Origin of the sequence: Erwinia tasmaniensis Et1/99 (genome assembly GCF_000026185.1) — a bacterium.
Classification (GTDB): Bacteria; Pseudomonadota; Gammaproteobacteria; order Enterobacterales; family Enterobacteriaceae; genus Erwinia; species Erwinia tasmaniensis.
In genome coordinates, this window is the sequence record NC_010694.1 from 3,546,731 (window position 1) to 3,570,132 (window position 23,402).

Consider the following 23,402-nt stretch of genomic DNA (forward strand, 5'->3'; position numbering starts at 1 on the left):
CAAGGCGCAAGGCGGTGAGCGAACGCAGCATACACCAGTATGTGAGCATCGCGAGACAACGCCGCAATGCCGTCGCAGCCCACCACACCGCGGATAAAATGCTCGTGGTGGAGCAAGACAAGGCGCAAGGCGGTGAGCGAGCGCAGCATACACCAGTATGTGAGCATCGCGAGGCTTTGCTGCAACGCCGTCGCAGCCCGCCACACCGCGGATAAAATGATCGTGGTGGAGCGAGACAAGGCGCAAGGCGGTGAGCGAACGCAGCATACACTAGTATGTGAGCATCGCGAGACAACGCCGCAACGCCGTCGCAGCCCGCCACACCGCGGATAAAATGATCGTGGTGGAGCGAGACAAGGCGCAAGGCGGTGAGCGAGCGCAGCATACACCAGTATGTGAGCATCGCGAGGCTTTGCTGCAACGCCGTCGCAGCCCGCCACACCGCGGATAAAATGATCGTGGTGGAGCGAGACAAGGCGCAAGGCGGTGAGCGAGCGCAGCATACACCAGTATGTGAGCATCGCGAGACAACGCGGCAACGCCGTCGCAGCCCACCACGGACATTTTAGCTTAGAAAGGTTTATCGCCCAGAATAGTAGCCCGATGCATAATACGGCGCTGCGGCAGATAATCCGCATTCGCATAGTGCTGGGTTACCCGGTTATCCCAGATGGCCACATCATCCTGCTGCCAGCGCCAGCGCACCTGAAAATCGGGTTTAGTAATATGGGCAAACAGGAAGTTCAGCAGCGCATCGCTCTCCTTCTCCTTCAGCCCGATCAGCCGCGTGGTAAAGCCTTCATTGACGAACAACGCTTTTTTGCCGCTGACCGGATGGGTACGCACCACCGGATGCAGCACCGGCGGGTTTTTCGCCACCGCCTGCTGCCAGCGCTGATGCTCCTCTGCACTACTGCGGTATTTGTACTCCTGAAACGACTTTCTGAAATCATGCTCACCCTGTAGGCCATCAAGCAGCGCCTGTAACGGGGCGGATAGGGCATCCCATGCGGCAATGCCGCTGGCCCACAGCGTATCGCCTCCGCTGGCAGGCAGCTGCTTCGCGGCGAGAATAGCGCCTGCGGGTGGCGTTTCGATAAAGGTCACGTCGGTATGCCAGTTGTCGTTATCCGGCGGGTTATCGTCGTGAGTATCCAGCACGATAATCTCCTCCACGTCCGGTGCATGAGGATAAACCGGGTGGATATGCAGATCGCCAAAGCGGGACGCCAGCTGGCGCTGCTGATGCGGCGTCAGCGGCTGATCGCGTAGAAACAGCACCTGATGGCGGATCAGGGCGTGATAAAGCTGTTCAAACTGTGCGTCGCTCAGCGGGCGGCTCAGGTTGATATCACTGACCAGTGCGCCGATATGCGGACCCAGCGCCTGAATGCGAATACGTTCGTTCATTGTTGTTCTCCATGCCAGGGGGTTAAGCGGCGTTGTAAGGCCCGCAGCGCCAGCTCAAGCGCAAAAGCAATCAGGGCGATGACCGTGATACCGGCCAGCACCACGTCGGTCGCCAAAAACTCTCCGGCCGACTGCACCATAAAACCCAGCCCACGGGTGGCGGCGATCAGTTCTGCGGCCACCAGCGTCGACCAGCCAACGCCGAGGCCAATACGCACCCCGGTGAGGATTTCCGGCAGCGCGCCTGGCAGCACCACAAACCACAGCACCTGCCAGCGGCTTGCCCCCAGCGACCGGGCGGCGCGCAGCCGCACCTGCTGGGCGCTTTTCACCCCGGCGAGTGCCGACATGGCCACCGGCGCGAAAATGGCCAGATAAATCAGTAAGATTTTCGAGGTTTCGCCGATCCCGAACCAGATAACCATCAGCGGCAGATAGGCCAGCGGCGGCACCGGGCGGTACAATTCAATCAGCGGATCGAGGATGCCGCGCAGCGTAGCGTTCAGGCCCATTAAAATCCCCACCGGCACGCCAATCACCACCGCAGCCAGCAGGGCAATCACAATACGCGTCAGGCTGGCGGCAAGATGCTGCCATAGCGTGGCATCCATAAAGCCGGTCGGGCTGGCGATGGTCAACAGCTGGTGCCACACCTGCTGCGGCGCGGGCAGGAACAGCGGGGCGATCAGCTGGAGCCGGGTCACCGCCCACCAGACGGCCAGCAGCACCAGCAGGGTCGCCAGGCTGATGGTCAGCTGGCGCGGCAGCGGCCAGCGCAGTGTCGCTTTACGCGGCGGCGTTTTCTCATTGACCAGTGAACTCATGCGAACACCTCGCGCTGCTGAAACACCCGGCTAAGAACATATTCACGGCGTTCAATAAATGCCGGGTCGGACTTTATCGCCCGGCAGGCCTCTCCGGCCGCATAGCGGCGACCAAAGTCCAGTACCAGACGTTCTACGATGCGCCCCGGCCCCGGCGACAGCAGGATCAGCTCGCTGGCAAGAAATACCGCTTCTTCAATATCATGGGTGATCAGCAGGATCTGTTTGCCGCTGTCACGCCACAGCCGCAGCAGCAGCTCCTGCATCTGCTCGCGGGTAAAGGCATCCAGTGCGCCAAAGGGTTCGTCCAGCAGCAGCAGGCGCGGATCGGCCGCCAGCGCTCTGGCAATGCCCACGCGCTGGCGCATGCCGCCGGAAAGCTGCCAGATAAAACGCTTCTCCGCCCCTTCCAGGCCCACTTTTTTCAGCATGCGCCGCGCCACGGCGCGGCGCTCGTTTTTCTCTACCCCGGCCAGCTGTAGGCCAAAGGCGACGTTATCCAGCACGTTGCGCCATGGCAGCAGCCCCTCATGCTGAAACACCACCCCGCGATCGGCACCCGGCCCGGTGACCGGCCGCCCGTCCAGCGTGATACTGCCACCGTCAGCCGGGATAAATCCGGCGATCAGGTTCAGCAGCGTGGTTTTGCCACAGCCAGACGGTCCGAGAACCACCACCAGCTCACCACTGTCGATCGACAGATTGATATCCTGTAATGCCAGCTTTCCTGCATAGCTGGCGTGAAGATGAGAGACTGACAGCATCGGCGTGCTCCTGTTACTGTGCGAGAGGTTTAACGAAACGGTCGGTAACAAAGCTGCCGTAATCGCTGGCCACCTGCGGCACCTTGCCCTGCTGTTTCAAGAAATTAGCCGTGTCGACAATCGCCTGGTTCACCGGGCCGTTAAGCTGTTCAACCTGCTGAGCGGCGCTAAGATAGGTATTGCCCTGCACCAGTGCGGGCACCTGCGCGGTGGGAACGCCGCTCAGGCGCGACAGCTTGCCAAGATAGTCATCCTGCTTCAGCCACTGCTGCGGATTATCAAGATAAGTTTTTTGCGCGGCCAGCGCGCTGCGGGCGAAAGCGCTCACCACGTCAGGATGTTTTGCGGCGAAATCTTTGCGCACCACCCAGACGTCCAGCGTTGGCGCGCCCCATTCAGCCACCTGGGAAGAGTCGGTCAGCACCCTGCCCTCTTTCTCCAGCTGGTTAACGGCGGGCGCCCAGACGTAGGCACCGTCAATATCACCGCGCTGCCAGGCGGCGGCAATGGCCGGGGGCTGCAGGTTAATAATCTGTACCTGTTCGGGCTTGATGCCCCAGTGTTTGAGTGCTGCCAGCAGGCTGTAGTGCGTGGTGGACATAAACGGGACGGCGATACGCTTGCCGATCAGATCTTGCGGATGATTAATCTCTTTTTTCACCACCAGCGCCTCTGAGCTGCCAAGCTGCGAGGCCAGCAGAAAGACTTCAATCGGCACCTGCTGGCTGGCGGCCACGGCCAGCGGGCTGGAGCCGATATTGCCAATCTGCACATCGCCGGAGGCCAGCGCTCGCACCACGCCCGATCCGCTGTCGAATTTGCGCCAGTCGACCTTTGCCCCGCTCTCTTTGGCAAAGGTGCCATCGGCCTGCGCCACTTTCGCCGGCTCCGCCGAGGTCTGATACGCAACGGTAACATCTACCGCCTGTACGCTAAGCGCCGTCAGCGACAGCGCCGCCGTCAGAATTGAAACCGCAAATTTAGCCGTCATAACCCGCCCCGAAATAAGTGTTACTGCTGAATAGCTCCTTTGTAACCGGGCGGGGTAGTTATTATAAAGTAATTAAAAATTATTCTTTATAACGAAAATTACTTAGTACTTTTCGTGCATTCGATTGCCGGAAAGCGGCAATACGTGGCTTCACACGCTAACCTTTAGGGCAATAAACCGCGTCGCCCCATAGCAGTCGACGCGTAAGTTAGTGCCAAATCAACAGGACACAGGCCGCGGTTAGTAAGCCCATAAACAGGTTAAACAGCCGCCAGGCGCGGCGGCTGCGCAAAACACGGCCAATCAGCGTGCCAAAAGCCAGCCAGATAAGCCCGGACAGCACGTTGACCAGCGCCATACCGATACTGATAGCCACCACCGAGGTGCGATAAGCTTCACCCGCCAGGCTAAAGCTGGCAACTGCCCCCAGCGCCATCAGCCACGCTTTGGGATTGATCAGCTGTAACAGGCCGCCCTGCCAGAAAGGCATCTGTGCGGCGGGGGGGTTATCGGTATCCAGCTTTTCATATTCGGCGCTACCGATTTTCCACGCCAGCCACAGCAGATAAACGCTACCCGCCACTTTGAGAAAGAGATGCAGAGAGGGATAAAGCAGGATCAGTCCACCAATGCCAAACGCCACCATCAGCAGCATGACCTGCATACCGATCATGATGCCAACCAGTAAACTGAGAGAACGCAAGAAACCAAAATTCGCGCCAGAGGCGGTGAGTAACATATTATTAGGGCCGGGCGTAATGGCAGCGACCCAGAGAAAACCTAACATGGATAAAAACAGACTCAGTTCCATAAAACGGGTGCCTCTCACCCCCGGAAAAATAAACAACCTGATGAAGCTAACAGCGCGCTATGGAACCTACAAGCCCCGACCACATGATTTTTAATTGTCCGGCTGAAAACCCGTTTCGTCCGATGACGGGAGCCAGCAATGCGCATCTGCAAACCATCCTGCCGCGTCTGGTACGCCGCCGCGTGACGCTGAAACCGCACTGGCAGCGCCTGACGCTGCCGGACGGCGATTTTATCGATCTGGCGTGGAGCGAAAACCCGGCCCAGGCGCGCAGCAAGCCGCGTGTGGTGCTGTTCCACGGCCTGGAGGGTAGCTTCCACAGCCCCTATGCGCACGGCCTGCTACAGGCGTGGAAAGCGCGCGGCTGGCTGGGGGTGGTGATGCACTTTCGCGGCTGTAGCGGCGTGCCCAATCGCCTGAACCGTATCTATCATTCTGGCGAAACTGAGGATGCCAGCTATTTTTTACAGTGGCTGCGCGACGCATGGGGCGAAGTGCCGACCGCTGCCGTCGGCATCTCGCTGGGGGGGAATATGCTGGCCTGCCTGATGGGCAAACAGGGAGATGATTGCCTGCTGGATGCCGGGGTCGCGGTTTCCGCGCCGCTGATGCTGGAACCCTGTAGCCTGCGGCTGGAACAGGGCTTTTCCCGTGTTTATCAGCGCTATCTGCTCGGCCTGCTGAAGCAGAATGCGCGGCGCAAACTGCGCGCCTGGCCCGGCACGCTGCCCGTCAATCTGGCGCAGCTCGGATCCATGCGCCAGCTGCGCGATTTTGATAATGCCATTACCGCACGCGCCCACGGCTTTATTGATGCCAGCGACTACTACCGCCGATGCAGCGCCCTGCCGCTGTTGCCGCAGGTGCGTAAGCCGCTGCTGATTATTCACGCCCAGGACGATCCTTTTATGACTCCTGACGTGATCCCCGACCCTGCCCTGCTGCCGCCGAATGTTGAATATCAGCTGACGCAGCACGGCGGGCACGTCGGTTTTGTTGGCGGAACGCTGCGCAGCCCACAAATGTGGCTGGAACAGCGCATCCCGCAATGGCTCACCCCCTGGCTGGAAAACTGATGATTATTCCCTGGAAAGAACTGGATCCTGCAACGCTTGATAGCCTGATTGAATCCTTTGTACTGCGCGAGGGCACCGATTACGGCGAACATGAACGATCGCTGGAGCAGAAAGTCGCCGATGTGCGTCGTCAACTTAGCAGCGGCGAGGTGGTGCTGGTATGGTCTGAACTGCACGAGTCGGTCAATATTATGCCGCGCGGACAGTTTCACGACTAACCGGCACCCGCCTCTTTTTCTGCGCTTTACCCGCTGCATGGGTAACAAAGATCGCCAAATCATGTTACCAATGCAGCCCCACCCTTTTTTTGCAGGGAGTAGTACGTCATGTCGACCAAACATCCGGTGATTGCCGTTACCGGCTCCAGCGGGGCAGGAACCACTACCACCAGCCTGGCATTCAGGAAGATTTTCCAGCAGCTGAACCTGCGCGCAGCAGAAGTCGAGGGGGACAGCTTCCATCGATTTACACGCCCGGAAATGGATATGGCGATCCGCAAAGCGCGCGATATGGGCAAACACGTCAGCTATTTTGGCCCGGAGGCGAATGATTTCGGGCTGCTGGAGCACACGTTTAGCGAATATGGACGCAGCGGCACAGGCAAGTCGCGCAAGTATCTGCATACCTATGATGAGGCCGTGCCGTGGAAACAGGTACCAGGCACCTTTACGCCGTGGCAGCCGCTGGCAGAGCCGACCGATGTGCTGTTTTATGAGGGGCTGCACGGCGGCGTGGTCACACCGCAACATAACGTGGCGAACAGCGTCGATCTGTTGGTTGGCGTGGTGCCCATCGTCAACCTTGAATGGATCCAGAAGCTGGTACGCGACACCAGCGAACGCGGCCACTCGCGCGAAGCGGTGATGGACTCGGTGGTGCGATCCATGGAGGACTACATTAACTTTATTACTCCGCAGTTTTCACGCACCCATATCAACTTCCAGCGCGTTCCGACGGTGGACACTTCCAACCCGTTTGCCGCGCGCGGTATCCCTTCCCTGGATGAAAGCTTCGTGGTGATCCACTTTCAGGGGCTGGACGATATCGATTTCCCTTATTTACTGTCGATGTTGCAAGGTTCGTTTATCTCACATATCAAAACCCTGGTGGTGCCGGGCGGTAAAATGGGGCTGGCGATGGAGCTGATTATGGGGCCACTGGTAAAACGATTGATGGAAGGAAAGAGCATCGGCTGACGCTCTTTCCTTCACGGCTAAGCGGAGGTCTGCATCAGGCCAGTTCGATCACTTCGTAACTGTGGCCGATCTCCACTCCTTTGCCCAGCATGATCGCCACCGAGCAGTATTTTTCCGCAGAAAGATCGACCGCACGCGCTACCGCGTTATCCGCCAGCGCTTTTCCGCTGACAATGAAATGCAGATTGATATGGGTGAAAATACGCGGGGCCTCTTCGCGACGCTCTGAAGTCAGTTTCACCTCACAGTCGGCCACGTTATGGCGGCCCTTCTGCAGAATGGAAACGACATCAATGGCGCTACAGCCTCCGGCGGCCATCAGCACCATTTCCATCGGACTTGGCGCTTTATCACCCGAATTACCATCCATCAGCACCTGGTGACCGGATGAGGATTCTCCCAAAAACGTCATCCCTTCAACCCATTTGACTCGTGCCTGCATAACAAAATCCTCGAATTCATTCAGTTAGAGCAGGGTACGCCGCCGTCACTAAAACGGCAACGTTCTGTTTTTCTGACTATGCTGAAGCGAGACAACAGAAGACAGCCATCTCAAGCTGTGCTACAAACGGAGCTGTAAAATTTCACCTGCATTCAAGCGTCGGTGAAAGCAGAACAACGGCACGCGGCCAGCTCTGAAAAAGGCCCATGTTTCTTCCTACGGGAACGCTTGACTATTTCAACGCCTGGCAGGGATTCAGCTCCCGTATATTCCTATTATTACGTGCGACAGCAAGATAAGCATCACCCTTGCAGCGTGAAAAACAGGATGTATTCAGGCACGATAACAACAGAGGATAACAGCGAATGGTTCTCGGCAAACCGCAAACAGACCCAACTCTAGAATGGTTCCTGTCACATTGCCATATTCACAAATATCCGTCCAAAAGCACGCTGATACACCAGGGTGAGAAGGCCGAGACCCTTTACTACATCGTCAAGGGCTCTGTGGCAGTGCTGATCAAGGATGAAGAAGGCAAAGAGATGATCCTCTCCTATCTCAACCAGGGGGATTTTATCGGCGAGCTGGGCCTCTTTGAAGAGGGACAGGAGCGCAGCGCATGGGTACGTGCAAAGGCAGCCTGCGAAGTAGCTGAAATCTCTTACAAAAAATTCCGTCAGCTGATCCAGGTCAATCCTGACATCCTGATGCGCCTGTCTTCACAAATGGCGCGCCGCCTGCAGGTCACCTCGGAAAAAGTGGGGAATTTAGCTTTTCTTGATGTGACCGGACGCATCGCCCAGACGCTGCTGAACCTGGCGAAACAGCCTGACTCAATGACGCACCCCGACGGAATGCAGATCAAAATTACGCGTCAGGAGATCGGCCAGATCGTCGGCTGCTCGCGCGAAACGGTGGGTCGTATTCTGAAAATGCTGGAAGATCAAAATCTGATTTCTGCACACGGTAAAACTATCGTCGTTTACGGCACGCGTTAACCGCTTCTGAACCCACGGCGCGACAGCCCCCTGCCGCGCCTTTTTTTTATTTGGTGCGGCTGATGTGGCGGAGAATTATCTATCAACCTGAAGTGAACTATGCCCTGCGGCAAACGCTGGTGCTCTGTTTGCCGGTCGCGCTTGGCTGGTTGCTGGGTGATTTACAAAAAGGCCTGCTGTTTTCTCTGGTGCCCGCCTGCTGCAACAATGCCGGGCTGGATACGCCACACAGACGCTTCTTCAAACGCCTGGTGGTTGGCGGTAGCCTGTTCGCCGGCAGCAGTTTTGTTATCCAGTATGCCGCCGCCCAGGGCGCCCCCCTGCCGCTGATCCTGCTGGCGATGGCGCTGCTGTTAGGGGTGACTGGTGAGATAAGCCCGCTGCATGGCCGGCTCATGCCCGCTTCGCTGATCGCCGCCATTTTTACCCTTAGCCTCGCGGGCAGAGTGCCGATGTGGCAGCCTCCGCTGCTGTATATCCTTGGCACCATCTGGTACGGGGTATTTAACTGGTTCTGGTTCTGGCTGTGGAAAGAGCAGCCGATGCGCGAAACGCTCAGCCTGCTTTACCGCGAACTCGCGGACTACTGCGAGGCAAAATATCGTCATTTAAACCAGTTGAACGATCCCTCAACGGCAATGCCGCCGCTGTTCGCCCGACAACAGAAAGCCGTCGACCTCATTACCACCTGTTACCAACAGATCCATATGCTGGCAGCCAACCGCAACCAGCACTATCAGCCCCTGATGCGCGCATTCCAGGTGGCGCTGGATCTACAGGAACATATCGCCGTTAGCCTGCATCAGCCTGAAGACGTCAAAAAACTGGTACGCCAGAGTCACGCCGAGGCGGTGATCCGCTGGAACGCACAGCGCATCGCCGCGCGCCTGCGTGAACTGGCAGACGATATTCTTTATCACCGCTTTCCCAAACGCTTCACTCTGGAACAGCCGCTGGAAGCGCTGGAGAAGATTGTCCGCCAGCACCCTGATAACCCGGTCGGTAATTTTTGCTACTATCATTTCAGCCGTATTGGGCGCGTGCTGCGCGCCCAACGCCCGCTCTACCGCCGCGATCTGATGGCAGACCGCCAGCGCCGCCTGCCGCTGCTACCGGCGCTGAAAAGCTATCTGTCGCTAAAATCCATCGCTTTGCGAACCGCCGCCCGCTTCGGCGTCATGCTCACCTTTGCCAGTACGCTGGCGCTGTTTTTAAATATGCCGAAGCCGTATTGGATACTGATGACCGTAATGTTTGTCAGCCTGAACGGCTACAGCGCCACCCGCGTGCGTATTCAGCACCGAGCGCTCGGCACCCTTGCCGGGCTGGCGGTGGCCGCGCTGGCCCTGCGTCTGCATGCTCCAGAATCGATGACATTACTGGTAATGCTGGCCATTACTCTGGTCAGTTACCTGTTTTTACGCAAGTTCTATGGCTGGGCAACGGTAGGGTTTACGGTCACCGCCGTTTATTCCCTTCAGCTTTTGTCGCTGAACGGAGAGGGATTCTTATTACCGCGTCTGATTGATACCCTGATGGGCTGCCTGATCGCCTTCGGCGGCAATATCTGGCTGTGGCCACAGTGGCAGAGCGCGCTGCTGCGCCAGAACGCACATGACGCGCTGGAGGCTTATCAGGAAGCGTTGCGGATGCTATTGGGCAATGAGCAGAATGTTAGCAGGCTGGCAAACCAGCGTATCAAAGTCAACCAGGCACATAACGCGCTATATAACTCCCTTAATCAGGCAATGCAGGAACCCGGTTTTGATTCCCGCTATCTGTCCGATATGAAGCTGTGGGTGACTCATAGCCAGCTTATCGTTGAGCATATCAATGCAATGACGATTATGGCGCGGGAACATACTATGCTGACCTCGTCGCTGGCAGAACGCTACCTCCAGTCCTGCGAGATAGCCCTACAGCGTTGCCAACAGCGGCTGGAATATGATGGCCCGGGTTCGGAAAGTAACGTGCTGGAGGCGCCGGATAATTTTCAGCACGGGCCGGTGACCCTCCTGGAGGGTCACGTCGAACGTATTCTTGACCACCTTAACACCATGCATACCATTTCATCACTGGCCTGGAGTCAGCGCCCGCATCACGGCCACTGGCTGGTACACCGGCCGAGCAAATCGTCATAGCGACGCCCCGAATAAGGGGACGCCGCACGATTAGCTATCGTCGCTCAGCCCAGCACTTTCTCGACGGCCGCGGCGAAGCGCGCCATGCCTTCAGCGATATCGGCAGGTTCAATCACCAGCGACGGCGCGAAACGCATCACGCCGTGACCGGCCACCAGCACCATCACCCCTTCGGCGGCCGCCGCGTTAAGAATATCGCGCGCGCGGTCCGCATACTGTGGCTTCAGCGCCGCGCCAATCAATAGCCCTTTGCCACGGATATCGCTGAACAGATCCCGTTGCGCATTCAGCCCCTGTAGCGCATCAACAAACAGCTGCCGCCGTGCGGCCACGCCGTCGAGCACTTCCGGCGTATTGATAATATCCAGCGCCGCTTCGGCCACCGCGCACGCCAGCGGGTTACCCCCGTAGGTGGTGCCGTGCACGCCCGGCGCCATCACTGAGGCAATTTCATTGGTGGTGAGCATCGCACTGACCGGGAAGCCGCCGCCGAGTGCCTTCGCGCTGGTCAGGATATCCGGCTGCACGCCGTAGTGTTCGTAAGCAAACAGCTTGCCGCTGCGGCCCATGCCGCTCTGTACTTCATCCAGCACCAGCAGCGCATCATGCTCATCACACAGCTGACGCAGCCCCTGCATAAACTCCCGGGTGGCCGGCACGACGCCGCCCTCCCCCTGGATCGGCTCGACGACAATCGCGCAGGTATGATCGTCAATCACCGCTTTGACCGCCGCCAGGTCGTTGAAGGGAACATGAACGATATCCGCCGGTTTTGGCCCGAAACCATCGGAGTATTTTGGCTGCCCACCGACGGAAACGGTAAACAGCGTGCGGCCATGAAACGCATTATGGAAGGCAATGATTTTGCTTTTATACGGGCTGTGGCGCTGGGAAGCGTAGTAGCGCGCCAGCTTAAACGCGGCTTCGTTGGCTTCCGCGCCGGAGTTGGCAAAAAACACGCGATCGGCGAAGGTGGCATTAATCAGTTTGCTCGCCAGACGCAGAGCAGGCTCGTTGGTCAAGACATTGCTGGTGTGCCACAGGGTTTCTCCCTGGGTTTTTAGCGCCTCAACCAGCGCCGGATGGCAGTGTCCCAGTGCGGTAACCGCTATCCCGCCGGAGAAGTCGATATACTCTTTACCCTGCTGATCCCAGATACGGCTGCCTTTGCCTTTGACCGGCACAAACTGCGCTGGTGCATAAACAGGCAAAATCACCTCATCAAACGTTGCCCGAGTAACCGCTAATTTTTCCGTAGCCATCTATCACCTCACCGTTTCGTCTTTTTATATGCGTGAAAATATAGTCATAAAATATGAATAATTAATCACAAAGGCAAATGTTAATTAACGTTTAAGAAAATTAGCCAACAGCAGGTGACCCTGTTCGCTCAAAATGCTTTCCGGGTGAAACTGCACCCCTTCCAGCGGGAGCGTACGGTGGCGAAAACCCATGATCTCGTCGGGCTGCCCGTCATCGCGCAGCGTCCAGGCGGTCAGTTCAAATTCAGCGGGCAGGCTGTCTGCCGCCACGATCAGAGAGTGATAGCGCGTAACCGTCAAAGGATGATTAAGGCCGGAGAATACGCCGCCATCGTTATGTTCAATCGCCGAGGTTTTGCCGTGCATCACCCGGCGTGCCCGTTCAACGCGCGCGCCGAATGCCTGGGCGATGGCCTGATGTCCGAGACAAACGCCGAGGATCGGCAGCCGGCCGGCGAAATGACGAATGGCGTCAACAGAGATCCCCGCTTCGTTCGGGGTACAGGGACCGGGGGAGATCACCAGCTGCTGGGGCGACAGCGCGGAAATGTCAGCGAGGGTAATTTCATCGTTGCGCCGCACGCAGACTTCTGCGCCCAGTTCAGAAAAATATTGGTAGAGATTCCAGGTGAAGGAGTCGTAATTGTCGATAAGCAGCAGCATGATCGGTCCATTACAACCGGGCCAGCGGAAGCTGGCCCGGCAGAGAAGGCGGTCGGTTAATTAAGGCAGTACTTTAGCCGACAGGATAACAACCGGTGTTACCGGAACATTCTGGTAAGGGCCGAAGGTTTTGGTCTGAACCTGAGCAATTTTGTCCGCTACGTCCATCCCCTTCACTACTTTACCGAATACCGCGTAACCAAAATCACGCTGGCCGTGATCGAGGAAGGCATTATCGGCAACGTTGATAAAGAACTGGCTGGTGGCGCTGTCTTTGTCGGCGGTGCGCGCCATAGAGATAGTACCGCGTTTGTTCAACAGCCCGTTGTCTGCTTCATTTTTAATCGGTGCGCCCGTCTGCTTCTGCTGCATATCGGCAGTGAACCCCCCACCCTGCAACATAAAGCCTGGGATCACACGATGAAAAATGGTGTTGTTGTAGAAACCGTTATTGACGTAGTCCACAAAGTTTTTCGCCGAAACCGGTGCTTTCTGGTTATTTAACTCCAGCTCAATATTGCCCGCTGAAGTGGTCAGCAGTACATGCGCATCCCCCTTAGCGGCAAGAGCGGAGACAGAGATCGAAGACAGGGCGAGAACTGTCGCCACCGCGGTCAAAGTGCGTTTCAACATGATGGAATCCTTACTGAGGCAACAAATCATAGAATCAGCAATGATTGTAAAGAGGCACTCACCAACGCGCCAGCGGTTTACCGTTATTTACCCGGCGCTACCTGGGAAGCAAACGTTGTCGTCAGGGTATGAATGGTGACTTCGATCACGTTATTGATGAAATATGAAAAAATATGTTTCAGCAAAGATTTAAGCAGATCACGAATATCGTTAAACTTCCCCGGTTCACACAGGCATTCCGCCTGCAAAACTTCTTTCTCAACAGGTTTCCACTATGACAAATCGCGATCGCATTGGGCTTACCTGGATCAGCTTCTTCTCCTACGCGCTGACCGGTGCAGTGGTTATCGTTACCGGTATGGTACTGGAGAATATTGCTGCTTACTTCCAGCTGCCCGTCGCTCAAATGAGCAATACTTTTACTTTCCTTAACGCCGGCATCCTGCTGGCCGTGTTTCTGAATGCCTGGCTGATGGAAATCGTGCCGCTTAAGCGCCAGCTAATCTTTGGTTTTGTGCTGATGGTTCTGGCGGTACTCGGCCTGATGAACAGCCATAGTCTGAGCGTTTTCTCCCTGTGCATGTTTGTGCTTGGGGTGGTCAGCGGCATTACCATGTCCATCGGTACATTCCTTATTACCCACCTGTATGAAGGGCGTCAACGCGGCTCCCGCCTGCTGTTTACCGACTCGTTCTTCAGCATGGCCGGTACGCTGTTCCCCATTATTGCCGCCGCTATTCTGGCAAGATCGCTGCCGTGGTACTGGGTGTACGCCTGTATCGGGGTAATCTATGTGGCGATCTTTATTCTTGCACTGTGCTTCGAATTCCCGCAGCTGGGCAAGAAAGCCGTTCAGGGACAGCCGGTAGCGAAAGAGAAGTGGGGCCTGGGCGTTGCGTTGCTCGCCGTGGCCGCATTGTGCTACATCCTTGGTCAGCTGGGCTTTATCGGCTGGGTGCCGCAGTACGCGACTAAAAATATGGGAATGGACATTACCGAGGCCGGTAGCGTGGTGGGTTATTTCTGGACCGCCTATATGATCGGTATGTGGGCGTTTAGCGCCATCCTACGCTTCTTCGATCCGCAGCGTATCGTCACCGCGCTGGCGCTGGCGTCGACGCTGCTGATGTACTGGTTTATTAACACCACCGATGCCTCCATGCTGAAGTGGATAATCATGGGCCTTGGCTTCTTCTCCAGCGCCATTTATACCACCATCATTACTCTTGGCTCGTTGCAGACGAAGGTATCGTCACCGAAGCTGGTGAACTTTATCCTGACCTGCGGCACCATCGGTACCATGCTGACCTTTGTGGTCACCGGCCCTATCGTTGATAAAGCCGGGTTCCATGCGGCACTGGCCACCACTAACAGCCTTTATGCCGTGGTGTTCCTGATGTGTCTGCTGCTCGGCTTCGTCAGCAAGCACAAGCAGCACGGACATATGGATCCGCACTGACGGAACGGCCGTTCTGAACCGACCCCCATCGGCAGAACGAAAAGAGCGTAAGCCGCCTGACCGGGCGGCTTTTTTTTATCAGCGCTGTGCCAGACAGCCTGCCGTAAACCGCTTCGCTACCCGCAATATGCTGTTTCAGGCGTTATCTCTATCCAGCAGGGCTGTACCCTATGAATTGTCAACGGTGCAAAGCCAGTGACCGTTGCCCTCTTGCCGGAAAACATAGGTTGCCCGGTGTGTTGTCTCAACCGTGCCACCCTGACTATCAGGGAAGCAAAGAACCGTTTCCATGATAACCAGCGCATTGCCACCACCTTCAATAACCTGCATGCCCCCTATTTGACGAGCAGTCGATCCTGAAAGAAGTCAGAAATCGCGATGAAGACTTTGCGGATGTTATCTTTCCCCTGAACGATCATATCCGGCTTAACCACCAAAGAGGCTTCGTCCGCATAGTGCACCATAAGCGCGTCGACATCTCTGGTTGAGATAGCCTTGTCGCATGCCTCAATAATCTGCCTTATTCTGTGCTTATCTCTATTATTGGTTCCTTAGGGTCGTAACAGGCGCGACTTTTTTGTATGCCACATCTGCTCTTTCAGCGCCTGAAATCAATCGGCTCACTGCTGTCCAGATAAATCTGGCTGACCGCCGGTGGGGTTTCCGCTATCACCCGTCCGTGGCGAATGGAATAGCGCACCGGCACCTGACGGCGCAGCGCATCGAACCCACTTTCGGCCGGCAGGATCACCAGATTCGCACTGTTGCCAACCTGAATGCCGTAATCCGTTATCTGTAAGGTTCTGGCGCTGTTGACGGTCACCAGATTTATCCCGGCATCCAGCTGCTCATAGCCCATTAGCTGGCAGACGTGCAGCCCCATATGCAGCACCTGTAACATGCTGGCCGTGCCGAGCGGATACCAGGGGTCGAATACATCGTCATGGCCAAAGCAGACGTTGATATCCGCTGCCAGCATCTCTTTCACCCGGGTGATGCCACGGCGTTTCGGATAGCTGTCAAAGCGCCCCTGCAAATGGATATTGACCAGTGGATTAGCAACAAAGTTAATGCCGGACAGCTTCAGCAGACGGAACAGACGTGAGGCGTAGGCACCGTTGTAGGAGTGCATGGCGGTGGTGTGGCTGGCGGTGACACGCGCGCCCATCTTTTCACGATGCGCCAGCGCGGCCACGGTTTCAACAAAGCGTGACTGCTCATCGTCGATTTCATCGCAGTGTACGTCCACCATGCGTTGATACTTCTGCGCCAGCGCGAAGGTTTTGTGCAGCGACTCAACGCCATATTCGCGGGTGAACTCAAAATGGGGGATCGCCCCGACCACATCCGCCCCCAGCTGTAGCGCCTGCTCCAGCAAGGCTTCGCCGTTAGGGTAAGACAGAATACCTTCCTGCGGGAATGCCACCAGCTGGATATCCACCCAGGGAGCCATCTCCTGCTTCACCTCAAGCAGGGCTTTCAGCGCGGTTAGCGTTGGATCAGACACATCAACATGGGTACGCACATGCTGGATGCCGTTGGCGATCTGCCATTTTAACGTCTGCTTCGCGCGCTGCTTCACATCGTCATGGGTAAGCAGCGCCTTGCGTTCCGCCCAGCGTTCAATCCCTTCAAACAGCGTTCCCGACTGATTCCATGCCGGTTCACCGGCTGTCTGGGTGGTATCAAGATGGATATGCGGCTCAATAAACGGGGGAAATGCCAGCCCCCCTTCGGCATCCAGAGCCGCCCCGTCGGTGCAGGCAGGCGGCTGCGGCGCGATGCGCGCTATTTTTCCCTGATGGATCTCAAGCTGCCACAGCCCTTCACGATCCGGCAGGCGAATATGATTAATCCATTTTAATCCTGGCTGCATGGCACACCCTCCGATATAAATTAAGCTGGTTTGTTCATCCTGGCATCTTTTCATGCCTGGCGGGAATATTCGGTATGGGTTCCCAACCGTTAACAGACGGGGCGCGTTCATCCTCTTAAACTGACACAAGGAAGAAAATCATGAAAAAATTGATCCTCGCCAGCCTGCTGGTCACCCAGCCGTTGCTGGCTGCAACACCCGACTATAGCAGCTTGCAGGGAACCTGGCAGGTTGACGCCGTCAAGGTCGCCGACAGCCCGGTGCAGGCAGTGGTGGATAACGATCCGCAGTATATGGGCGCAGAAGTGACGTTTTCAGCTGATAAGATCGTGTGGAATAAAGGTACGCCGCAGCGACCGATCGATCCGTCCATCGATAACTGCCTGCACAAGCCCACGCTGACCGTGGCCGGGAAGAATGACCCCGAACAGGGTTATCAGATCGATGACGGGTTTACTGTTCTGTGCGGTGCCGAACCCTGGGGGCCCGGTGCAGGAGCGGTTGTGACGCGGCCGGAAAACGGCATGCTGACGCTGTTCTGGTATGACGGTGCTATTCTGTCACTGAAGAAGGTGGTGGATTAAGCCGGGTAACACGATAAAACGATCGTCAGGCTGGTTCACGGCGGCGGGCCCTGTGTTTTGGGCCCGCTCGTCAAACCACGACTAGGGTTGGGCGACGAAACCGATAGCCTGATATACCTTCTTCAGCGTTTCCTGCGCCTGAGCACGGGCTTTTTCTGCCCCGTCGCGCATCACCTGCTCAAGGAAAGCTTCATCATTACGGTAACGATGATAACGCTCCTGTAACTCGCTCAACATGCCGGAAACCGCCTCTGCGACTGCGCCTTTAAGGTGGCCATACATCTGGCCAGCAAACTGCTGTTCCAGCGCGGCTATCGGCGTTCCGCTCACGCCCGACAGGATATCCAGCAGGTTCGAAACGCCGGGCTTCTCTTTGATATCGTAACGCACGATCGGCGGCTCATCGCCATCGGTCATCGCACGTTTAATTTTTTTCACTACCGACTTCGGATCTTCCAGCAGGCCGATAACATTGTTGCGGTTGTCATCGGACTTCGACATTTTTTTGGTCGGCTCCAGCAGCGACATCACGCGCGCACCGGATTTAGGAATAAACGGTTCTGGTATCTTAAAGATGTCGCCGTACAGCGCGTTAAAACGTGAAGCAACATCACGGCTCAGCTCCAGATGCTGCTTCTGGTCTTCACCTACCGGCACCTGAGTCGTCTGGTAAAGCAAGATGTCGGCCGCCATCAGCACCGGATAATCGAACAGGCCGGCGTTAATGTTCTCTTCATAGCGCGCCGACTTGTCCTTGAACTGGGTCATGCGGCTCAGTTCACCGAAATAGGTGTAGCAGTTGAGGATCCAACTGAGCTGGGTATGTTCGGGGACGTGCGACTGGACAAAAATGGTGCTTTTTTGTGGGTCGATTCCGCAGGCCAGATAAAGCGCCAGCGTATCCAGCGTTGCCTTGCGCAGGGCCACCGGGTCCTGCCGCACGGTGATCGCGTGCAGATCGACAATGCAGTAAATGCAGTGAAAGTCGTCCTGCATCCGTACCCACTGACGCAGCGCACCCATATAATTACCAATGGTCAGTTCACCTGAAGGCTGTGCGCCGCTAAATACGATGGGTTTGCTCATGTTTGCGTCCTGATAATTACAGCCCGAGTGCGGGCAACAAATCGTTAAAATGATCGAGTGTGAGGTCAGGCTGGCTGGCGACGATTGACTCGCCGTAGTTATAGCCATAAGTCATGCCGATACAGGGACATCCCGCCGCCTGTGCCGCCAGAATATCATTCCGTGAATCACCAACAAACACCAGCTCACCCGGCAACAGGCCCATTTGGCCAAGCACCAGGAACAGCGGCGCCGGGTGCGGCTTCTTCGCCACCACATCATCGCCACCGATCACCAGTGAGAAATAGTCAGCAATACCCAGCGACTGCAGCAGCGGAGCGACAAAAGGGGTGGGCTTGTTAGTGACCAGAGCCATAGGCACGGCGCGTTCAGCCAGCGAGGCAAGCGTCTCTTTTACCCCCGGATAAAGCTGGCTACCGCCGTCCGCACTGTTCGCGTAATGTTTGTCCAGCAGCTGGCGGCCTTCACGCAGTAAATCAGCCTGTGGGGCATGGCCCAGCGCCCAGCTCAATGCGCGCTCGATAAGAATATCTGCGCCGTTACCAATCCAGGTCGACACGCGCGCAACGCCAGCGGCGGGCAGGTTTAACTCGGTTAACGCACCGTCTACGGCGCTGGCAAGTCCCGGTGCGCTGTCTGTCAGCGTACCGTCCAGATCGAAAGCCAGCGCACGGTAATCAGTGAAATGCCCCATGGCGAGATTTCTCCAGTTCAGTACGCATATCATCAATAACTTTCTTGTAGTTCGGATGACCAAAAATTGCCGAGCCGGCAACAAACATATCGGCCCCTGCGGCAGCGATCTCACCAATATTGTCGGCCTTCACGCCGCCATCCACTTCCAGTCGTATATCATAGCCGCTATGGTCAATCCGCTCGCGCACCTGGCGCAGCTTGTTCAGCGTGCCGGGGATAAAGGATTGCCCACCGAAGCCGGGATTCACCGACATCAGCAAAATAACGTCCAGCTTATCCATCACATAGTCGAGGATGCTAAGCGGCGTTGCCGGGTTCAGTACCAGTCCCGCTTTACAGCCGTGTTCCCTGATCAGCTGCAAAGTACGGTCAACATGTTCGGAGGCTTCAGGGTGGAAGGTAATATAGCTGGCACCCGCTTTGGCAAAGTCAGGCACCAGGCGGTCAACCGGCTTCACCATCAGATGGACATCGATCGGGGCGGTCACGCCATAATCGCGCAGGGCCTTTAACACCATTGGCCCCATCGTCAGATTGGGAACGTAATGATTATCCATCACGTCGAAATGCACGACATCGCCGCCTGCAGCCAGCGCCCTGGCGGTATCTTCTCCCAGTCGAGCAAAATCTGCGGAAAGAATTGATGGGGCAATTAAAAACTGTTTCATCCGTTTCTCCCTGTTTATGCCTGCTGCCAGGCTTTCATCACCGGCCAGTATACAAAGCCAGTAGTTCATTGACCTTACTACGACTGTCGCCGCTTCGGCTGATCGAACGACGTACTTTAATTTCCTGCAGCGTCGTCGCGCCCTGATACCACTGACGGGTCAGCGGCGTATCGTGGTTGGAGATCAGCACGGTGATACCACTCTCCTGTGCCAGCCGAACGGCCAGTTCTGCCAGATGCTGCTGCTCGGCCATGCTGAAGCTATTGGTATGATAAGCGGTAAAGTTCGCCGTCGCAGAAAGCGGCGCATAGGGAGGATCACAGTAGACAACCGACCCCTGACGCGCTTTACCTAGCGTAACATCGTAAGATTCACAGACAAAGGTCGCATTTTGCGCACGCTCAGCAAACCAGTACAGTTCTTCCTGCGGGAAATAAGGTTTACGGTAGCGGCCAAACGGGACGTTGAACTCTCCGCTCAGGTTATAGCGGCACAAACCGTTGTAACAGTGGCGGTTAAGATACAAGAACAGCACTGCGCGGCGATAGGCATCGCGGCACTGATTAAACTCTTTCCGGTAGACGTAGTAGACGTCGGCATCGTTGGTTTCCGGGGTAAAGAGCGCGCGCGCATCGAGGACAAATTCGTCGGTACGTTCTTTAACGATAATGTAGAGATTAATCAGGTCGCTGTTGATATCAGCAAGAATGTAACGTGGATATTGCGTATTGAGGAACACCGATCCGGCACCGACGAACGGCTCGATAAGGCAGTCTCCTTCCGGGAGATGGCTTTTGATATCATCAAGTAACGGATATTTGCCACCAGCCCACTTCAAAAAAGCGCGATTTTTTTTCATGCCGTCGTTAATTACTTACTCGTAAGGCTGTGGCTATACCGACAGCATATCTGCGCTTTAAATGCTGCATGCCAAGGCACACACACTTCAGGAAATGCCGGGTTGCCCCGGCAGAATTTTATTTATTCGCTTCGTTTTTAACCTGACTAACCGGTTTTACCCACGGCTTCTGGGCACGAACCTCTGACGGTAGCGTCGCAACGGCTTTTTTAGCCTCCGCAGAGGTCGCGTAAGAGCCGCTTACCAGCACATACCATGGCTGGCCATTACGCGTGGTTTTATAGACGTGAAAACCGTTCAGATTTTGCTTTTTGGCCCAGGCGTTGAGCGAGTCGGCCCGGGAAGCACTGCTTAGCTGTAGTGTAAAATTACCGCCCGGTACGCTGCCGCTATGGCTGGCTGGCGCCACTGCTTTGCCAGAAGACAAGCTTTTCCCAGACGATGCAACAGGCTTACTTTCTTTCTCCGCCGATTTGTTCACGGTGGTGCGATGCACCACGGCTGGTTTCTGCTGATGTGACGGCGTACCGCGCACGGCCGGTACACTACCGACAGCCTGACGCGGTTTTTCGGCCCCTTGCGCGACCGTTGCCGCTGCCGTTGGCAGCGAGGTGTTGTTGTCCTGTACCGCAGCATCTACCTGGCCCTGTTGACCGCTCAAGGCGCTATTCAGATCGCCCGCCAACTCGACACGCTGTTGCCCAGAGGGCGTCTGTACGGGCTGTGCCTGAGTGGGGGTAGAAGAGATCGGAGGAGGTGTCGCATCCTGCATTGAGCCTGCGGGACTGTTTTCAGCGGATAACGGCTGGCCGGACTGCCCGCTCATCGACGAGCTATTGGAAAGATCGATACTCTTCTCACCGCGACTGCCCGCAGGGTTTTGCACCTGTTGTGCACCCTGGCTGTGGCCATTGTCCGGTGATTTTAGCGCCGACCCAATGCCCAGCATCAGCAACAACAGCACCAGGATGCCAATGCCCATCATCATATGTTGACGGGAGATCGGCAATTTTGGGGCGGCAGACGCTTTACGTGATCGCGTCGGACGACGGTCACTGGTGTCAGGTTTCAACTCGTCTTCCGGCTTAAACTCGTCCATTTAACCTCCTCCCATAGAGCGGCAATGCCGCCACAATCCTGTGGACGGCGCATATTTCAGTCCTGGCCAGGATCCCCGGCTCAGAATAAGCTAAGGCTACTGACAATCCCGAATGGATGCCAGAACGATATCATGCGCAACGCCTCTGCGCAGTTCAGCTCTGCCGATTTCCAGCGGAAGAACCAGCCGCATCTCGCCAGCCAGTACCTTCTTATCGCGCATCATATGCGGCAAATACTCTTCCGCCGTCATGCTTTCCGGCCCCTTTACGGGTAAACCGGCACGCTGCAACAGGGAGATAATGCGATCGGTATCTTGTGGGTTGAACTGCCCAAGACGTTCGGCGGTTCTGGCCGCCATCACCATCCCTGCCGCTACCGCTTCGCCGTGCAGCCAGTTACCGTAGCCCATATGCGCTTCGATAGCATGACCATAAGTATGGCCGAGATTCAGCAATGCACGCAGGCCATGTTCGTGCTCGTCGGCTGCGACCACTTCAGCTTTCAATTCACAACAGCGTCGAATGCACCGGGACATCGCCGTGCCGTCCAGCGCCAGTAACGCATCGAGGTTCTTTTCCAGCCAGCTAAAGAAATCACCGTCGAGAATAATGCCGTACTTAATCACTTCCGCCAGCCCGGAGGAAAGCTCGCGCGCGGGCAGAGTATCCAGGCAATCGAGATCGACCACGACCGCAGCAGGCTGATAGAAGGCACCAATCATGTTCTTGCCCAACGGATGGTTAACCGCCGTTTTACCGCCAACGGATGAGTCCACCTGCGACAGCAGTGTTGTTGGCACCTGGATAAACCGCACGCCACGCTGATAGCTGGCAGCGGCAAAACCGGTTAAATCGCCAATGACCCCCCCGCCCAGCGCAATGAGCGTGGTATCACGTCCGTGTGGCTTAGCTAACAGTGCGCTAAACACCTGGTCCATAACCGCCAGGGTTTTGTATTGCTCACCGTCCGGCAGGATAACCCTATCGACGATTACGCCTGCGCCCTCAAGCCGGGCACATAACGTATCAAGGTAAAGAGGTGCCAGCGTCTGGTTAGTCACCAGCATAGCCTGTTCGCCCGCTTTAAGCGGCCAAAAAGAGGTCGGATCGGAGAACAACCCGGCGGCGATGGTAATGGGGTAACTGCGTTCCCCAAGAGTTACGGTAATCCGCTCCATGACGCTGTATCACCTTTTTGCTGCGCCCACGGGTGGGCGACCGGAGTTTTAATCAGCTCTTTTCCAACATATTGATAATCTGATTAGCCACTACCTTGGCACTTTGATCGTCAGTGCGGATAGTGACATCAGCAATCTCGTCATACAGAGGATTGCGTTCATCAGCTAAAGCTTCCAGTACTTCACGTGGTGGAGATTCCACCTGCAACAGCGGACGTTTTTTGTCACGCTGAGTGCGCGCCAGTTGTTTTTCGATAGTCGTTTCAAGATAGACAACTACGCCACGAGCGGAGAGACGATTGCGCGTTTCGCGCGACTTGACGGAACCGCCACCTGTCGCCAGCACAATGCCCTGCTTTTCAGTGAGTTCATTGATGATTTTTTCTTCGCGATCGCGAAAGCCTTCTTCGCCTTCGACGTCAAAAACCCAGCCCACATCCGCTCCGGTACGTCGCTCAATTTCTTGATCGGAATCGAAAAATTCCATGTTGAGTTGTTGAGCTAACTGTCGCCCAATAGTGCTTTTGCCGGCACCCATAGGCCCAACCAGAAAGATATTGCGTTTCTCTGCCATTTTTTCGGTATTACTAAGACAATTCGTTAATGATACCCCGCCTTAAAGCAGACAGGACATGAACTGAAACCTCATGAGCGATAGTGCGAGAATCAGACGGGAAATTATCTC

At 56.2% G+C, this 23,402-nt stretch carries 24 protein-coding genes and 1 pseudogene; 7 read left to right on the forward strand and 18 right to left on the reverse strand.

The window, feature by feature from the left end; translation table 11 throughout:
- Nucleotides 1–570: 570 nt before the first annotated feature.
- The 5 genes from tauD to ETA_RS17130 all read right to left on the reverse strand — a co-directional run bounded on the left by tauD (nucleotide 571) and on the right by ETA_RS17130 (nucleotide 4,800).
- A complete protein-coding gene (tauD, locus tag ETA_RS17110) occupies nucleotides 571–1,410 on the reverse strand; it encodes a taurine dioxygenase (RefSeq protein ID WP_012442859.1) in 840 nt (279 codons plus the stop codon).
- A complete protein-coding gene (gene tauC / locus ETA_RS17115) occupies nucleotides 1,407–2,234 on the reverse strand; it encodes a taurine ABC transporter permease TauC (RefSeq protein WP_012442860.1) in 828 nt (275 codons plus the stop codon). Before tauC ends, tauD begins: the two co-directional genes overlap by 4 nt.
- Nucleotides 2,231–2,998: a taurine ABC transporter ATP-binding subunit gene (gene tauB, locus ETA_RS17120; protein ID WP_012442861.1), complete on the reverse strand. Its 768-nt coding sequence runs from the start codon at nucleotides 2,996–2,998 to the stop codon at nucleotides 2,231–2,233. Before tauB ends, tauC begins: the two co-directional genes overlap by 4 nt.
- Nucleotides 2,999–3,011: 13 nt before the next feature.
- Nucleotides 3,012–3,989, reverse strand: coding sequence for a taurine ABC transporter substrate-binding protein (gene tauA / locus ETA_RS17125; protein WP_012442862.1), 978 nt, complete (start codon nucleotides 3,987–3,989; stop codon nucleotides 3,012–3,014).
- A gap of 208 nt (nucleotides 3,990–4,197) precedes the next feature.
- Nucleotides 4,198–4,800 (reverse strand): LysE family translocator, encoded by a 603-nt coding sequence (locus ETA_RS17130; RefSeq protein WP_012442863.1) that lies wholly within the window; start codon nucleotides 4,798–4,800, stop codon nucleotides 4,198–4,200.
- Nucleotides 4,801–4,859: 59 nt separating this feature from the next.
- Between ETA_RS17130 and ETA_RS17135 the strand changes: the two genes are divergently transcribed.
- From ETA_RS17135 to ETA_RS17145, 3 genes are all read left to right on the forward strand, one after another.
- The gene (locus ETA_RS17135) at nucleotides 4,860–5,876 is read left to right on the forward strand and encodes a hydrolase (RefSeq protein WP_012442864.1); all 1,017 of its coding nucleotides are present in this window, start codon (nucleotides 4,860–4,862) and stop codon (nucleotides 5,874–5,876) included.
- Nucleotides 5,876–6,094 carry a YheU family protein gene (locus ETA_RS17140; protein ID WP_012442865.1) on the forward strand — a complete coding sequence of 73 codons (219 nt, stop codon included), beginning with the start codon at nucleotides 5,876–5,878 and terminating at the stop codon, nucleotides 6,092–6,094. Before ETA_RS17135 ends, ETA_RS17140 begins: the two co-directional genes overlap by 1 nt.
- Before the next feature lie 108 nt (nucleotides 6,095–6,202).
- Entirely contained in the window at nucleotides 6,203–7,072 is an 870-nt protein-coding gene (locus tag ETA_RS17145) for a phosphoribulokinase (protein ID WP_012442866.1), read from the forward strand.
- Between the two features lie 34 nt (nucleotides 7,073–7,106).
- Here ETA_RS17145 and ETA_RS17150 read toward each other — a convergent pair whose 3' ends face one another.
- Nucleotides 7,107–7,514: an OsmC family protein gene (locus tag ETA_RS17150; protein WP_012442867.1), complete on the reverse strand. Its 408-nt coding sequence runs from the start codon at nucleotides 7,512–7,514 to the stop codon at nucleotides 7,107–7,109.
- Nucleotides 7,515–7,879: 365 nt separating this feature from the next.
- Between ETA_RS17150 and crp the strand changes: the two genes are divergently transcribed.
- Entirely contained in the window at nucleotides 7,880–8,512 is a 633-nt protein-coding gene (gene crp / locus ETA_RS17155; protein WP_012442868.1) for a cAMP-activated global transcriptional regulator CRP, read from the forward strand.
- Between the two features lie 62 nt (nucleotides 8,513–8,574).
- The gene (locus tag ETA_RS17160) at nucleotides 8,575–10,653 is read left to right on the forward strand and encodes a YccS/YhfK family putative transporter (protein WP_012442869.1); all 2,079 of its coding nucleotides are present in this window, start codon (nucleotides 8,575–8,577) and stop codon (nucleotides 10,651–10,653) included.
- A 44-nt stretch (nucleotides 10,654–10,697) separates the two neighbouring features.
- Here the strand turns inward: ETA_RS17160 and argD are convergent, their stop codons facing one another.
- The 3 genes from argD to ppiA form a co-directional block, all read right to left on the reverse strand.
- On the reverse strand, nucleotides 10,698–11,915 hold the full coding sequence (gene argD / locus ETA_RS17165; RefSeq protein WP_012442870.1) for a bifunctional acetylornithine/succinyldiaminopimelate transaminase: 1,218 nt from the start codon (nucleotides 11,913–11,915) through the stop codon (nucleotides 10,698–10,700).
- A gap of 84 nt (nucleotides 11,916–11,999) precedes the next feature.
- A complete protein-coding gene (locus ETA_RS17170) occupies nucleotides 12,000–12,578 on the reverse strand; it encodes an aminodeoxychorismate synthase component II (RefSeq protein ID WP_012442871.1) in 579 nt (192 codons plus the stop codon).
- 60 nt (nucleotides 12,579–12,638) lie between these two features.
- Nucleotides 12,639–13,211 (reverse strand): peptidylprolyl isomerase A, encoded by a 573-nt coding sequence (gene ppiA / locus ETA_RS17175; RefSeq protein WP_012442872.1) that lies wholly within the window; start codon nucleotides 13,209–13,211, stop codon nucleotides 12,639–12,641.
- A 274-nt stretch (nucleotides 13,212–13,485) separates the two neighbouring features.
- Between ppiA and tsgA the strand changes: the two genes are divergently transcribed.
- Nucleotides 13,486–14,670 carry an MFS transporter TsgA gene (tsgA, locus tag ETA_RS17180; protein ID WP_012442873.1) on the forward strand — a complete coding sequence of 395 codons (1,185 nt, stop codon included), beginning with the start codon at nucleotides 13,486–13,488 and terminating at the stop codon, nucleotides 14,668–14,670.
- Nucleotides 14,671–14,838: 168 nt separating this feature from the next.
- Here the strand turns inward: tsgA and ETA_RS20495 are convergent.
- Nucleotides 14,839–15,194, reverse strand: a pseudogene (locus tag ETA_RS20495) (YybH family protein).
- A 74-nt stretch (nucleotides 15,195–15,268) separates the two neighbouring features.
- Nucleotides 15,269–16,546 carry a cytosine deaminase gene (locus tag ETA_RS17190; protein WP_012442874.1) on the reverse strand — a complete coding sequence of 426 codons (1,278 nt, stop codon included), beginning with the start codon at nucleotides 16,544–16,546 and terminating at the stop codon, nucleotides 15,269–15,271.
- A gap of 140 nt (nucleotides 16,547–16,686) precedes the next feature.
- Between ETA_RS17190 and ETA_RS17195 the strand changes: the two genes are divergently transcribed.
- Nucleotides 16,687–17,130, forward strand: coding sequence for a hypothetical protein (locus tag ETA_RS17195; protein WP_012442875.1), 444 nt, complete (start codon nucleotides 16,687–16,689; stop codon nucleotides 17,128–17,130).
- 81 nt (nucleotides 17,131–17,211) lie between these two features.
- Here the strand turns inward: ETA_RS17195 and trpS are convergent, their stop codons facing one another.
- The 7 genes from trpS to aroK all read right to left on the reverse strand — a co-directional run bounded on the left by trpS (nucleotide 17,212) and on the right by aroK (nucleotide 23,291).
- On the reverse strand, nucleotides 17,212–18,216 hold the full coding sequence (gene trpS, locus ETA_RS17200; protein ID WP_012442876.1) for a tryptophan--tRNA ligase: 1,005 nt from the start codon (nucleotides 18,214–18,216) through the stop codon (nucleotides 17,212–17,214).
- 16 nt (nucleotides 18,217–18,232) lie between these two features.
- Nucleotides 18,233–18,910: a phosphoglycolate phosphatase gene (locus ETA_RS17205; RefSeq protein ID WP_012442877.1), complete on the reverse strand. Its 678-nt coding sequence runs from the start codon at nucleotides 18,908–18,910 to the stop codon at nucleotides 18,233–18,235.
- Entirely contained in the window at nucleotides 18,894–19,580 is a 687-nt protein-coding gene (gene rpe / locus ETA_RS17210; protein ID WP_012442878.1) for a ribulose-phosphate 3-epimerase, read from the reverse strand. Before rpe ends, ETA_RS17205 begins: the two co-directional genes overlap by 17 nt.
- 37 nt (nucleotides 19,581–19,617) lie before the next feature.
- Nucleotides 19,618–20,439: an adenine-specific DNA-methyltransferase gene (dam, locus tag ETA_RS17215; protein WP_012442879.1), complete on the reverse strand. Its 822-nt coding sequence runs from the start codon at nucleotides 20,437–20,439 to the stop codon at nucleotides 19,618–19,620.
- Nucleotides 20,440–20,557: 118 nt separating this feature from the next.
- Nucleotides 20,558–21,538: an SPOR domain-containing protein gene (locus ETA_RS17220; RefSeq protein WP_012442880.1), complete on the reverse strand. Its 981-nt coding sequence runs from the start codon at nucleotides 21,536–21,538 to the stop codon at nucleotides 20,558–20,560.
- Between the two features lie 96 nt (nucleotides 21,539–21,634).
- Complete coding sequence (gene aroB, locus ETA_RS17225) at nucleotides 21,635–22,717, reverse strand: 3-dehydroquinate synthase (RefSeq protein WP_012442881.1); 1,083 nt, start codon at nucleotides 22,715–22,717, stop codon at nucleotides 21,635–21,637.
- Nucleotides 22,718–22,769: 52 nt separating this feature from the next.
- Nucleotides 22,770–23,291 carry a shikimate kinase AroK gene (gene aroK / locus ETA_RS17230; RefSeq protein ID WP_012442882.1) on the reverse strand — a complete coding sequence of 174 codons (522 nt, stop codon included), beginning with the start codon at nucleotides 23,289–23,291 and terminating at the stop codon, nucleotides 22,770–22,772.
- Between the last annotated feature and the right edge of the window lie 111 nt (nucleotides 23,292–23,402).